Below are 14,194 nucleotides of genomic sequence, written 5' to 3' on the forward strand. Positions count from 1 at the left end.
CTGATGATCCTTCAGTCATTGTCCGACAGGCCGGAACCAGCGCCAAGCAGTCGGGATTCTTCGGTTGCAGGGGCATATGTACGGTGCGCCATGGAGTTGAGGATCCGCCACACCTCTGCATTTGGAGCGGCACGGCTTTGCAGAGGACGACTGTTTTGAATGTGGCCGCCCTCAGTTATCTCAACATGATCAGCGCGGTCTAAATTGCAGTCTGCGCAGCTTAAATGAACACCATCAGTTATCGCAGCATACCCGTCAAAGGTGACTTTTACTGTCGTTCCCAGTTTTTTGGCCCCCGCAGCGACAAAGGGCAGCAACAGCAGCGGTGCCGCGAGATTTGAAATCGAAATGGTGCCTTGGGACAGGACGGTCGGTGAATCCGATATCGCAGCTCCGGTCATCAGGGGGCACAGGTCTTGTTGGCCAACCCATACTCCGTTCTGAAGCACAGGAATGTGGCGTTCCAGACAGGGCGCATATTCACGTTTAAGCAGTTGGGCCAGAATGGCGGGCCCGTCGAACCCTTGGGCGCTTAGCCACCGGGTGGCTTTCGCAGCCTCTTCCGCCACGCCCCAGGCATATCCGGCGCCACGGGTTGCGCGTTTGGCTGTTGCTTCGACTTCGTTCAATGAAAAGGTCATTGCGCAACCTCCGGATAAACCCACAAATCTGCGTTCGCGGTATTTAGCTCATCGGGGTAGGGGGCGCCGGCATACATGCAGATGCGGACCCAGCGATCTGAACGAGGGTCGAAATGCGTTGCGCCAAAGAAGGATAGTTTTGCGCGCAACATATCGATGGGCATCACATTCGCGCCGATTGTGTTGTCATGGATCTCACCATATGGCGCGACACGGCTGATTTGTGCGCGGCGTAAGGTGTGGCGGTGCTCAGGGTGGCGCATAAGAAACTCTGCTATCGGCGCATCATCCGGCCACTCTTGCAAAGCCTTGAAAGCCAGTGCCGCATCACGCGCGGGCGCGAGCGGTTGTTCATAGTCTGCAATCGGTTCTTCAAACCGTTCACCCAGTCGGGGTTCCAGTTTCTCTTCGGAAACGTACCAGGCCCGCGCGCAGTTTTTCGGATCACTCCAATCAAGGTCCAGCGCCCAGTCAAAGCTTTGGCGGATCAAGTCGCGCACATCGGATACCCGCATCGCTCCATCAATCACCTGTGCAGCCGCATTTGTGTCCGCCATGCAGCTGGACAGCCCGTCCACGACATCTCCGTAAGGCTCAAGGATCAGCGAGGCCAGCAACTCCTGGCCTTCTTCGCTGAGCGCAGTTTCCGACCATCGGATCATTCGATCCCACGGATGGTCTTGTGTCAGGTCGTCCGTAGCCAGAAATGCGCTGATTGAATTCAGGTCGTCCTTTAGCGCAGCGAGTTTTTCAACCTGTATCGGGTGTTTAGATTGCCACCACGTGATTGACTGTTTGCTGCGCGCGAAAACGTCGCGAAAGACACGCGCGTCTTTTTCGGTTGCTGTCTCAATTGACCGCACGCGCGAGATGGCCTCTTCCCGCGCCATGATCCAGTTGTTGAACAGAACGGGATGGTTCACGATGAACGGCGCCATTCCCAGTCCTGTGGAATTTCCGATGCCCAGCCAGCGTGCGATTTCAGGATTAAGCGCAGAGGTCTGATCCCCGCCTTTGACCTGCGCCATATATTGCACCAGATCGCGTACAAAAACTCGGGTCAGATAGACTGACAGCATTTCGATCTGGAAGGGACCACTGACCTCATTCCGGTCCGCCGTTTTCTCACGATCCGCAGCGCCGAATTTGCCCGACCCGTAAACAGCCGTGGTCCTCATCAGATAGCCGACCTGATAAATCTGTTCCAGGTCCGGTTGCTGGCCCGCAGCCAGACGATCCACCACATGAGCCCAGAGTCGCACGGAACGGTTGGCGCGTGACAGTGACAATTCGGTTTCGCTGACACGCCCTGCCTCTTGCAGCGGTACGTTCAGGGACAGGCGATCAATGTCTTCTGGCGTGGGGATGCCATCGAACAGCGCAAAGGTGGCGTCCCACGCTTCGGCAATAACCCGGTCTGACCGTTGATCGGCAGGCAGGTCATGGGCAAAGGCGACCAGCGAATAGGCGCGATCGGGGCCTTGCGCGGTATAGACCGCATGCCCGACACCTTTGTCGTCAATTTCAAATGCAGGGCGCGAAAATCTCCAGTTTTCATCGGCCATGCGGCGTGTCAGTTGCCGCATAAAGCTGAGCCGACATTGGTGTAGTGATCCCAGTCGTGACAGTCGCATGACCATAGCGGGGTCACGTCTGGCGATCTCTGTCTGCGCGTGTGGTTCCATTTGGTTACCTTTGTGGGACGAAGTTCTCGGCAAAGAACCGATACCAGTTCCTGCCCATGATCCCGGCCACTTCGTCATCGTTCAGGCCGGTCGCGCGTAACCCTTGTTCGATGTTTCCAAAGTCTCGGTTGTCCTGAAACCAGCCCGGCATTGGTGGAAACCCCGGGGCCGAGGCCGAGCCTTCGCCATAGTCGATTTCTTTTGTCCACCGCCCCACACGCATCCATTCAACGATGCTGTCAGGCTGATCCTGGCACAGGTCAGTGCCGATCCCCAGATGTTCGGCCCCATATTTGTCCGCAGTGCGGGCGATCATCGCGCAAAAGCTCTCCAGAGTGCAGTCGGACTTGTCCTTCAGGTGGTGAGGGTAGACCGAAAAACCCAGCATCCCACCGTTTTCAGTCACGGCGCGGATGACATCATCTCGCTTGTTGCGCAGGGCCGGGGACCATTCGTGCGGATTGGCATGTGTGATTGCGATGGGCCGGTCCGAAATCTCAGCCGCTTCGATTGTGGACCGGTCTGCCGAATGGCTCATATCCACCACAAGGCCCACGCGGTTCATCTCTTTGATCACCTGCTTGCCCATTCTGGTTATGCCGGTGTCTTCGGCCTCATAACAACCGGTCGCAAGCAGGGATTGGTTGTTATAGGTCAGTTGCATGAACCGCGCGCCCAAATCGTGCAGAATTTCAACCAGCCCGATATCGTCTTCAATGGGCGACGGGTTCTGAAACCCGAAAAACACTGCGGTCCGGCCCGTTTTACGGGCTGAGTCTATATCGCTGGCCCACCGGCCCTTCATGATCAGATCTGGGTACTGCTCGAACCAACGGTTCCATTTCTCGAAATTCAGAACCGTTTCGCGAAAGTTCTCATGATAGGAGATGGTGACATGGATCGCGTCCACGCCCCCTTCGCGCAGCTGGCGGAAGATCTTCTCCGACCAGTTGGTATATTGCAGGCCGTCGATCCGCATCAGACCGGGCCTGCGCTGATATAGGCGGTTTTGACGGTTGTATAGAACTCGGCTGCCGCCTTGCCTTGTTCGCGCGGTCCGTACGAGCTGTCGCCCCGGCCACCGAATGGTACGTGGTAATCGGTGCCAGCGGTGGGCAGGTTAACCGTCACCACGCCGGTGCGCGCGTTGCGGCGGAAATGGGTGGCGCGGGCCAGTGATTTGGTCACGATGCCTGAGGTCAGGCCAAAATTGGTGTCGTTGACCACGCTCAGCGCCTCGTCATAGCTGCCGACCTTGATGACGGATGTAAGCGGTGCGAACATTTCTTCGCGATTGATGCGCATGTCGTTGGTGGTGTTCAGGAACACGCCCGGCGACATGTAGAACCCGTCATGGGGCATCTCCAGGCGCTGACCGCCACAGGCCAGCTCGGCCCCTTCGGATTTGCCCAAGTCGACATAGGTGAGGTTTTCATTCAATTGCTGCTGACTGACGACGGGACCCATCTGCACGCCCGCTTCCAGCGCGTGACCCACTTTCATTGCCTGCGCACCGGCAACCAGTTTCTCGACAAAGGCATCATGGATGCCCGCGTGAACCACAAGACGCGACGAGGCGGTGCATTTCTGACCGGTGCCACCAAAGGCCCCGCCCAGAGCCAGCGTCACCGCCAGATCCAGATCGGCGTCGTCCATCACGGCCAGCGCGTTTTTGGACCCCATCTCCATTTGCACTTTGGTCAGGTTCTGGATTGCTGCGGCGGCGATACCTTTGCCTACGGGCACCGATCCGGTGAAGGAAATCGCATTGACCTTGGGGCTTTCCACCAGACGTTGCCCAACCGAACGGCCCGAGCCCATCACAAGGCTGAACAGACCTTTCGGGATATCCTGCCGTTCGATGATTTCAGTCAGGGCCACAGCCGAGGCGGGGGTGATGTTGGCGGGTTTCCACACAACCGCGTTGCCATAGCACAGCGCCGGGGCAATCTTCCACGAGGCCGTTGCAGTGGGGAAGTTCCACGGGCTGATGATTGCGACAACGCCAACGGCTTCGCGGCGCACATCCACTTCGATATCGGGGCGTACGGAATCGGCGTTTTCACCGATCTGGCGCAGACACTCGGCGGCGTAATAAGTGAAGAACTGACCGGCCCGGTAAACCTCACCCTTGCCTTCGGCCAGCGGCTTGCCTTCCTCGCGGCTCAGCAATGTACCCAGTTCTTCGGCGCGGGCCATCAACTCGTTGCCGATGGCGTTCAGGACGGCCTGTTTGCGCTCCAACCCGTAGGCAGCCCATTCGGTCTGCGCGACGCGCGCCTGATCCAGAGTCGCCTCAAGCTGATCGGCGCTGGCCTGTGTGAACATGCCAACCAGATCGCTTAAATCCGAAGGATTGCGGTTTTCAATTTCGCTTTCGCCCGCCAGCCATTCGCCGGCAATCAGGTTCAGTTTGGTCACGTCAGGCCCCAAATTCGCAAATTTCGATTTGGGTAAGGATGGAACTTTCAACTAACATCAGTCAAACTCAAATAACTTTAGTAAACTTCAGAAAGTTTGAAGTATGGCGATGAAAGTCGAGATGCTGCGGTGTTTTTGTACCGTGGCCCAAACCGGAAACCTTGCCGAGGCTGCCAGCCGTCTGGGTCGGACACAATCCGCCGTCTCAATGATGCTGAAACAGTTTGAAGATCATCTGGGCAAGAAACTGTTTGAAGGTGAACGGAAAAATCACCTGTCGCCGCTGGGTCAGCAGGTTCTGGACCTTGCGCTCAAACAGGTGCGCGATTTTGATCAGACTGTTCTGAACATAGAAATGGCGGCGCAGGCGGAACATGGGTTGATCCGTATCGTATCCGTACCGTCTGTGGGAGCTTTGGTCTTTCCCGCCTTGCTGGGACATATGGCATCACGCTTTCCCGGATTGAAGATCGAGTTGCGAGACGGGGATTCGCAACAGGTTCTGGACGCCGTTGCCGGGGATAAGGCGGATATCGGCATTGCATCCGGCCATCATCCCCTGAACGGGGTCAGTACCGAGCCTCTGTTTCAGGATCAGTTCGGACTCGTTGCAGCTTCTGATCATCCGCTTATGACACAGGCCAAACCGCCCGAAATCCGTGACCTGATGGCGGCACCCTTCGTGCGAAACGCCTTGTGCGACATAATTGAATCATCCTCGTTCAAAAAAATTCTCGACCGGGCCGAGGTTACTATTCACAACACGCACTCGCTGATCACAACGGTCAGGGCAGGCCAGTGGATCACGGTCCTGCCGCAGACCGTCGCGCAATTCATCCCGGACGCGGTCGCCTTTCGCCCGATTTCAGATTTGCCGGACAAGCGAGAGGTATATCTTTACCGTCGGGAAAGAGCCCGCTTCCGCGAGATCACCCAGGCCTGCTGTTCGTATATCCTGTCGAGCGGTTTCGGAAACACTGGCTTGGTGCAGGAGCCAGTTTTGGATTAACCCTGCTCAAAAACACAAATTAATTAGGTTCTAGCAGACTCGAAGCGGCTCACATGCTAGGTTCCAGGATGAAGCGGGGGACTTCAGAGGGGCAACATGTCTCAGGACCTTAGAGGCTGGCTGAGCGCAATTGGATTAAACGAGTACGCGCAGGCCTTCGCAGACAACAAAATCGATTTCTCCATCCTGCCTGATTTGACGGCCGAGGATTTGATCGAAATTGGGGTGACGGCCGTCGGTGATCGGCGGCGGCTGCTGCGCGCCATCGAACAGATTGATACCAGCCAAACATCAGCAGAGCCTGAACCTGCTGCACAGCTCGAGCCCGCGCGCCGACAGGTTACAGTGATGTTTGCCGATCTTACCGCATTCACGAAACTATCCAGTGAGCTGGATGCAGAAGATCTGCATGCGCTGCTGAATCAATTCTTCAGCAAAGTGGACAATGTCGTCGAAAAGTATGGTGGTCGTATAGACAAGCATATCGGCGATGCGGTTATGGCCGTTTTCGGAGCGCCGATTTCACATACCAATGACACCGAAAGGGCGGCGCGTGCTGCCGCCGAGATACATGCAGTTCTACCGACTTTGTCACCACCGCTTTCCTGCCACATCGGTATTGCGTCAGGTCAGGTCATTGCCAGTACGACCGGAAGTCAGTCGCATACAGAATACACTGTCACAGGGGATGGGGTAAATCTGGCGTCCCGTCTGACGGATATTTCCGCAGGCGGCGAGACTCTGGTTTCACATGACATTCAGCGCGCGTTGGGACCGCTATTCGTTGGCGAATCCCTTGGTGTGAAGGCCATCAAAGGGCTGAATGATCCCGTTGAAATTTGGCGTCTGGATCGATTGGCCCGGAACATTCGCACACGGCGTCATAAGTTCATCGGGCGCGAGCGGGAGTTGTCGGTGTTCTCGGCCACATTTGACCGATGCAAACGTCACGGCAAGGGCGAAGTCCATGTGATTCTGGGTGAGCCCGGGATCGGGAAAACCCATTTGTCCGAGCAAGTCGCTGAACTGGCATCCGGACAGTCCTACACGATCCACAACGGTGTCGTGATGGATTTCGGCGCGCGCGAAGGGCATTCAGCCATTCAGATGGTCGCCCGCAGCATTCTGGGTCTTGACCCGTCGGATGGCGCGAAAACGGGTGCCGCAGCGGCCAGGGACGCAATCGCCAGGGGCTGGGTGAGCCCCGCGAACGCCGCGCACCTCAACGCGCTGCTTGAGCTGGAGCAGGACTCCGGTCTGGCCGAGGTGTTTGCGGTGATGGACAACAAGACCCGCTTGCGCGGAAGGCGGCAGGTCATTGAAGAGTTGCTGTCGGCCAGCAGCCGGGAAGCCCCCCTGCTGATCCAGATCGAGGACATCCACTGGGCCTCGCCCGAGATCCTGGTGACCTGCTCTCATATTGCGGCGGCGACGCGGAATATCCCTTGCGTGTTGATGATGACCAGCCGGGCTGAAGGCGACCCGATTGACCGGGACTGGCAAATGGCAACCGATGGCGCGCCGGTGTCCAAGATGGAACTGGCGCCGATGGGCGAGGAACAGGCCAGACTGTTGGTCGAAGAATTCACGGCCATCGACCCCGAGTTGCTGGAAACCTGTGTCAAACGCGCCGGGGGCAATCCGCTGTTTCTTGAACAGTTGTTGCGCAATACAGATGTACTTACCCAACAAAGCGTGCCCGGCAGTATTCAGGGGATCGTTCAGTCCCGACTGGATACACTGGATCGAACCAGCCGCGCCGCCATTCAGGCAGCATCGGTACTGGGGCAACGGTTCTCGGCAGAAGTGCTGAACTTCATTCTGGGTGAAGGGCATCTGGATACGACCAGCCTGATCCGATCCGCGCTGGTCCGAGAGGCAGGGCCTGACCTCATGTTTGCCCATGCGCTGATCCGGGATGGATCCTATGCAACGTTGGTCAAATCCGAGCGTGCGCGCCTGCACAGACAGGCCGCCAAGTGGTTCGAGGATCGCGATGCGACCCTATGCGCGCAGCATCTGGACCGGGCTGGGGCGAATAACGCCGCACAGGCGTATCTGGACGCGGCGGAGAAACTGATCCAGGCCTTCAGATTTGGCGATGCCAGCCCATTGATCGAACGCGCTCTGGAACTGCCGTCCCCCGCAGGTGTCCGGTTCGATCTGCTTTGCGCTCGGGCTGAGACGCACAGGCTTCAGGGTCTGTCTGGCGACGCACTGCGAGAATTTCAGGAAGCTGCTCGCGTTGCCGAAACCGATGAGCAAATCAGCCGCGCGCATATCGGGCTCGCGCAGGCTGCGCGGCAAGCCAGCCTGTATCAGGACGCGCTGGAGGCACTCGATATGGCTGAAACCGCCGCCGAGCGTTGCGGGTCAGAGCGGGATGTGGCGCAGATCAATTATGTGCGCGGTAATGTCTTTTTCCCTCTGGGTCGGGACAAGGAAGCGCTAAGCGCCAATGAACGCGCCCTGACGCTTGCCCGCAAACTTGGATCTGCCCGCCTCGAGGTTGGGGCGCTAAGCGGATTTGGTGATGCAAACTTCATGAAAGCCACCATGAAGACAGCGACAGGCTTTTATATGCAAGCTGTTGAACGAGCGCGCGAAAAAGGGCTGGTCCGCGATCTGGCCGCCAATCTGCACAATCTCAGCGTCGCGCGCAGTTACACCGGGGACGTAGCACAGGGCAAGGCGGACGCCATTGAGGCCATCGAAGTCTCGCAAACGTATTTTGCCTTTGTTCCGGAATGCGTTGCACAGACCTGCCTTGGCGTGGCCGAGACCTTTTTGGGCAACCTTGATCAGGCACTGGAAGCGTTCAGTGTTTCAGCTGAAATTGCGGAACGCGTCGGTGCAAAACGCCTAGAGGCGCAGGCCCTTGAACATCTGGCGCGAACGCAGGTTTATGCCGGAAAGTTGGACCACGGTCGGGAAACAGGTCGTCGCGCGGTTGAAATCGCGCTTGAACATGGGCGGAACTTTGTAGGGCCCAAGGCCTTGTCGGCCCTGGCAATGGCCGAGTCCAACCCTGATGAGCAAACGCGCTTGTTGAACCTGGGGTCTGAGATCATTTCCGAGGGATGTGTGGGTCACAGTCACCTTCACTTTTACTCGGACGCCTGCGCCGTCATGCTGGCGCGCGGCGATTGGGACGCAGCAATTGAATATGCGGATGGGCTTGCAGCCTTCACGACTACCGAGCCTTTGCCAATGGTCGATTTATCCATTTGTCAAATACGACTTTTGGCTGAAAGCGGACAGCAGAACACTCCGCCAATACAACACGGGGGGTATGCCGATCTGGCAACGCAGTTTGCCGCTATGGGTATCACGCAATCCCTTCTGGGTTCAGTGGGGTTTCTGGCTGATTAGGTGACACGGCAGGAGGCTGAATGAGCGTTGAAAGAAAGGTGTGGCTGATTTCTGGCTTGTTGACCCTTGGGCTTGGGGGTCTCTTGCTCAAACTTTGGATCGAACTGAATCATTTTGAGGGTGATCCCACTCAACTTCCGGATCAGGCATCAGTGGACGCGTATCTGGAAAAACTGGATGCCGTGCCGGATTACCGCGTTAAAACGGGGATCTTCTTAAAATCATTCAGCTTTCTTGGTGCCAGCGACGTGCAGGTCACCGGTTACGTCTGGCAGCGCTACATCACAGGTGTTCATGATGAGATCCGTCCGGCCGAGGGTGAGATCGGTTTCCTTCTGCCGGAAGCGGTCGATACAGCAAACGGACTGATCGAAGAGGCCTATCGGCTGCCGCAACAAGATGGGTTGCTGATCGGGTGGTATTTTGAACAAACCCTTCGGCAGAGTTTTGACTACACCCGCTACCCCTTTGATCACAAAACGGTCTGGGTGCGCTTCTGGCCCGCATCTTTTGACATCAATGTTGCGCTGGTTCCTGACTTTGAGGCTTATTCCGCGACCGGCCCGGATGATATTTTCGGCATCGACAGTCAGATCGTGATGGGTACGTGGGAACGTGAGAACACCTATTTCGACTATAAGTTGTCAAGCCTGGATACGACGTTGGGCATCGCTCAGAACGCCTATCAAACCAACATGCCCGAGCTGCATTATAACTTTGTCATCAAACGCAATTTCGCAAACGCGTTCATCGTGCACATGGTCCCGCTGCTTGTCGTGACAATGCTGCTGTTTGGGGCGCTGATGACCGTCACGCGCCGCGAGGGGCTGGCCGATCGGCATGACTTCAGCACGTCCAGTGTAATCGGAACCTGCTCGGTTCTGTTTTTCGTGATCCTGTTGGCCCATGTGCAGCTGCGTGAAGGGTTCGCAGGTTCTCCTGTGATCTATATGGAGTCGTTCTTTTTCCTGATGTACTTCATGCTGCTGGCAGTTTCGGTCAATACATACCTGTTTGCGTCCGACGTTGAGACGTCGTTGCGGATCATCCACTATCGGGACAACCTTATTCCCAAGGCCGGGTTCTGGCCGTTCGTCCTGCTTTGTATGGTGGTGATCACGGCCTATAATCTCAGTTCCAAGGAAAGCCCGAAACCGCCACCAGTCAGCACAGCGGAAAACTAGATAGCCGGCTCGAATCCGGGCTTGGGTTCACCCTGCGCCATATCCAGCGTGTAGTCGCTGATAACATCTGATTTTCCGTCACGCCAGTTTTGCATGTACTTTTCAGGATCGGCGATCACATAGGCGTAGGCGGGTTTCATCACCCCATCCAAGATCACGTTGATCTTTTTGCGGATATAGACGTTCTTGGACGAGCCCTGACCATGATAACCTTCCAGCTTATCCAGCTCGTGCAGGCCCGATTCCGTCACCCGGTAAACCTCTCCGCTTACTTGTTTGCCCATGCCCTGCTGATCGACAAGGGTCGCCATTCGGTGCAGGAAGCCACAGTTCGGATTGTCGCAGAACGGTTCATTTGGAACGATCAGGGGCATTGGTTGCCGCGTGCGGGCAGGCCCGACAAAGTCATTCAAAACCCGGTTGTGTGCCTCATGGTTCGGGAACCCCTGTTTCAGGGAGCCGTATGTGAAATACAGATAGGTGGGTTCCTGGATGGCAACAAAGGTTTCGTCACGGCCCTGTTCCGCATCTTTTATCTTAAGGTTGTGATCCTGCGCCCAAGCATCCAGCATGGTCCGGATTTCGGGCGGGATATCCATGCCCTGAACAAATTCAATGCATGAGGTTGCATCCATGCCTTTGGCGCGCAACAGGATGTCGACCATCCTTGGGGCTTTGTTCATCACAGCCACATGCAATGCCGTGAAACCGTGGTCGTTGACGATATTGACGTCGATATCGCGGTCAATCAAATCCTGTGCCGCTTCATAGTCTGGCTTGCCCAGATCGTGACCGCCTTCGTTCAATTCGCCTTCGCCACCGGCCGCATAATGCAGCAATGAATCGCCGTGGGCCTCGTCCACGATATTGATGCCCACGACACCTTCATCGATGGCGCGGAACACACGTTTCCATTCATTGATATCATCAGCGGCGGCAGCCTCTCGGGCCCATTTGCACACGCGGTATTTCTGGTCGTCCAGTTCTTCGAATGCCTCGCCCAGTGCTTCCATGATCTGGTCGGGCGTGGCCATCATACCAATCCCCATCCGGCCGTTGGACAGGCGGCCCTCCCGAGGGCCTATGAAATCGATGCCCAGTGTCTTCAGCCTTGCGACATTGTTCTGGGTGGTGATGTTGTTCCACATATTCGTGTTACAGGCCGGGCACAGGATCACGGGCTTCTTCTGGTACTGCCACGCCACAAAGACAGAGGTCAGAAGGTTATCGGCGATCCCGTTTGCCACCTTTCCCATGGTGTTGCAGGTGATGGGTGCGACGATCACGCAATCGGCCCAGTCACACAGCGCCAGATGCGACGCACGCACCGGCATGTCGAATTCCATGTAACGGAAATTCCATTCATCATCGTCGCGGTAATAGTCGTTATGGGTGATCTTGGCGTCGATCCGTTCAGCGCCGAAGTCCCGAAAGAACTTTTCAGCCGAAGTGGAAGGGATCAGTTTGACATTGTGTCCGGCGTCGACGATGCGCTCAACAAGTTCTGGTATCTTGTCTGCCGCCGATGACCCGCAGGCACAAAGCAGCACGTTGCGTTTGCCGCTGCTTACCTCGTTCATCACACCTTTGGGATAGCCGAACATGTTCTTATTCAGGCTGGGTGTCTCTTCAAGCTTAGAAACGGGAAGACCTGCTTCGATCATGCGGTCCTGAAGGTGACCTGCCTTGATCATGTCCACAATGTCTTCCAGCTTTTCGCCTTTGCTGATGCACTGGCCTTGGAAAAACAGGTAGGGAACTTTGGGTTTTTCACCTAAAGATATCAGCTGACGTCGCATCTTTATCGCGTTGGGGTCGCGACCGCCCACATCCACCTGCTTTACGCTGGTCGCACCGATGTTCGAAAGAACACTTCTGAGCATGTAGGACCACGGGTCTTCATCTTCATAAAACAGAACCATGGGGTTGTTCCGGATAATGCTGGCGACATCGCCGGGATCTTCGGGCGGCTCAACTGTTTCGATCACCAGCAAAGCCGGGTCCTCCAGATCGCGCAGGCCGCGGAAGATGTTGCCACGAGGGGCTTGCCAGACCTGTGACGTTGCGGGGCTCATGTCGACGATCGTCACAAGGTCGGCTGCTTCATCATATGCGATACACAGGCACCAGAATTCTTCGAGCAACGCGGTTTCCCGGTAAACGTTTACCGGCGGGCGGATGGCTTCGATCCCGGTTACCCGATTAAAGTCGATATTGATCATCAGGTGACGGTCCGTGTTGGCGTCCAGGCCCTGTAGTTGCATCTTGAACCAGTCTTCGGGGGTAAGGATCGATGTGTCCTCGCGCGTTCCGAAACTGCGAAGTGAACTGCTCAGGTGTATGTTTTCAGCCGCGTTCAGATATTTCTGGGCCATGTTGTGCATGTCCGCGGCCGTGGCCACCCGTGAGACAACATCCGTGAAAGAGGCTTCGGTGGCCCGCAGCAGCTCGTCTTCGTCCACCTTGTCATCGCCGTGAATGGCCAGGCTTTCCACCAACACACCTAAGGAGTTCATGTTCGGAGTGGCGCGGCGGAACAGGTTGCGCCGTTTCTTGGGGTCTTTTGCCAGATAGAGCGTGCTGTCGACATAGTTGCATCGTTGCTTGAATGTCTTCAGATGCGTCTTGACCGCGGCACGCGCCGAGAAGCGCAAAATGCCACGCGACCGCATCGAGGTTCCGTCCCGGTCCGACATCGCCTTCCAAAGCCGGTCTGCGGTTGTAACCCAAAGCTTGCCGTATTTTTCAGGATGTACATCCATCATGTGCACCAGCCCAGTGCTTGGGTTGCACTTGGCGATGACGGCAAAATGCCCGCCCGGCATATTCGCTTTGCCATGGGCGACGCCGACCTGAAAATTCGCCACCAGAATATCATTGTCACCACCCAGCCGGTTGGATTCGTCAATCGCATCCAGCAACAGCTGCACGTTTGTCGTGTCCTCGTCCATGAAATAGGCCTGAACCTGAACACTGTCCCGCAGGCCCTGCGAATGAATGTAAGTGCAGGCGACGTCAAACAGCTCACCCAGTGAGATACCGTCATTTACGACGAAAGACGAAGGCAGCGCGCATTCACGGAAAATGTCGTTCACTTCGCAACTGAAGCCTAACGCGGACATGCTGAGGGCGGCAGCCGTCACGCTGCAGCAATTGATCGGCTGCTGGAAGTTCTGCAATTGAACACTGACCAGATCACCGAACATCGTGGCGAAGCAGGGCTGCCGGATCTCCTCTGGTAATTGCCGCCAGTTGTCGCTGGACAGAAAAGCGACCCGCGATCCGTCCAGCGCGAGCGCTTCGAGGCTGACGGGAATGTCTGATATCTGAAGGTGCTCTTCATAGAAATAGTCACCGACATCCGCGCTGGCCAAAGGATTACCATTCTGCCGCAGCTGAACCACACCGCGCAGAACAACATACATGCCGCTTGCTGGCAGAACCGTATTGTCGGTCACCTCGACACATTCGAAATGACGGTTAATGACTGACGGGTCGGCAATCTTGGCCTCGCCCGGCAGAACCTTGTATATCAGGTTCCAGTCTGCGTCATTTGGGATATATGATCTGGATGTTTCAATTTGATCTATAAGCACAACTGTTCCCCCCGGAGTTGCGTTTCAAATGTCTAATTGCGGCCAGCAGGGGCTTTCGGGTTTTCGATGCGCAGATACCCGTCATTCAGAATTAAGGACGCGTCTGTTTTTGCCTTTCACTGGCCAGGGCCGGCCTGCCAAAGAGAAAAAGTATAAGCAAATTGGCCCAATTGGCTGCACAGTATCCGATTTTTGAATAAAAATCACGATGGCAGTGATGTTGGGTTTTAGGCTGTCCTTTCCGACAGGCAAATATGCGGTGCACCCAATGCAGCAAAGGGGGCCG

Annotated in this window: 8 protein-coding genes; 3 read left to right on the plus strand and 5 right to left on the minus strand. The window is 56.3% G+C overall.

What is annotated here, in order from left to right:
* Positions 1 to 11: 11 nt before the first annotated feature.
* From ACR3FC_RS10165 to ACR3FC_RS10180, 4 genes are read right to left on the minus strand one after another with little or no spacing between them, the layout of a single operon-like run.
* A complete protein-coding gene (locus tag ACR3FC_RS10165) occupies positions 12 to 641 on the minus strand; it encodes a DUF3726 domain-containing protein (protein WP_480474671.1) in 630 nt (209 codons plus the stop codon).
* Positions 638 to 2,326 (minus strand): hypothetical protein, encoded by a 1,689-nt coding sequence (locus tag ACR3FC_RS10170; protein WP_480474673.1) that lies wholly within the window; start codon positions 2,324 to 2,326, stop codon positions 638 to 640. Before ACR3FC_RS10170 ends, ACR3FC_RS10165 begins: the two co-directional genes overlap by 4 nt.
* 4 nt (positions 2,327 to 2,330) lie before the next feature.
* Entirely contained in the window at positions 2,331 to 3,305 is a 975-nt protein-coding gene (locus ACR3FC_RS10175) for a membrane dipeptidase (protein ID WP_480474674.1), read from the minus strand.
* The gene (locus ACR3FC_RS10180) at positions 3,305 to 4,747 is read right to left on the minus strand and encodes an aldehyde dehydrogenase family protein (RefSeq protein ID WP_480474675.1); all 1,443 of its coding nucleotides are present in this window, start codon (positions 4,745 to 4,747) and stop codon (positions 3,305 to 3,307) included. Before ACR3FC_RS10180 ends, ACR3FC_RS10175 begins: the two co-directional genes overlap by 1 nt.
* A gap of 103 nt (positions 4,748 to 4,850) precedes the next feature.
* On the opposite strand from ACR3FC_RS10180, the gene ACR3FC_RS10185 reads away from it, so the two are divergent.
* The 3 genes from ACR3FC_RS10185 to ACR3FC_RS10195 all read left to right on the plus strand — a co-directional run bounded on the left by ACR3FC_RS10185 (position 4,851) and on the right by ACR3FC_RS10195 (position 10,312).
* On the plus strand, positions 4,851 to 5,756 hold the full coding sequence (locus ACR3FC_RS10185; protein ID WP_480474676.1) for a LysR family transcriptional regulator: 906 nt from the start codon (positions 4,851 to 4,853) through the stop codon (positions 5,754 to 5,756).
* Positions 5,757 to 5,852: 96 nt separating this feature from the next.
* Complete coding sequence (locus ACR3FC_RS10190) at positions 5,853 to 9,128, plus strand: ATP-binding protein (RefSeq protein ID WP_480474677.1); 3,276 nt, start codon at positions 5,853 to 5,855, stop codon at positions 9,126 to 9,128.
* A gap of 20 nt (positions 9,129 to 9,148) precedes the next feature.
* Positions 9,149 to 10,312, plus strand: coding sequence for a hypothetical protein (locus ACR3FC_RS10195; protein ID WP_480474678.1), 1,164 nt, complete (start codon positions 9,149 to 9,151; stop codon positions 10,310 to 10,312).
* Here ACR3FC_RS10195 and ACR3FC_RS10200 read toward each other — a convergent pair.
* Positions 10,309 to 13,908, minus strand: coding sequence for a flavoprotein (locus ACR3FC_RS10200; protein WP_480474679.1), 3,600 nt, complete (start codon positions 13,906 to 13,908; stop codon positions 10,309 to 10,311). The genes ACR3FC_RS10195 and ACR3FC_RS10200 overlap by 4 nt on opposite strands.
* Between the last annotated feature and the right edge of the window lie 286 nt (positions 13,909 to 14,194).

The sequence above is a fragment of the Ruegeria sp. AF3 genome (assembly GCF_056536285.1).

Coding starts and splice junctions, on each gene's coding strand:
- ACR3FC_RS10170 (WP_480474673.1), bottom strand. CDS start 2,326: ATGGAACCACACGCGCAGACAGAGATCGCCAGACGTGACCCCGCTATG.
- ACR3FC_RS10165 (WP_480474671.1), bottom strand. CDS start 641: ATGACCTTTTCATTGAACGAAGTCGAAGCAACAGCCAAACGCGCAACC.
- ACR3FC_RS10175 (WP_480474674.1), bottom strand. CDS start 3,305: ATGCGGATCGACGGCCTGCAATATACCAACTGGTCGGAGAAGATCTTC.
- ACR3FC_RS10195 (WP_480474678.1), top strand. CDS start 9,149: ATGAGCGTTGAAAGAAAGGTGTGGCTGATTTCTGGCTTGTTGACCCTT.
- ACR3FC_RS10190 (WP_480474677.1), top strand. CDS start 5,853: ATGTCTCAGGACCTTAGAGGCTGGCTGAGCGCAATTGGATTAAACGAG.
- ACR3FC_RS10185 (WP_480474676.1), top strand. CDS start 4,851: ATGGCGATGAAAGTCGAGATGCTGCGGTGTTTTTGTACCGTGGCCCAA.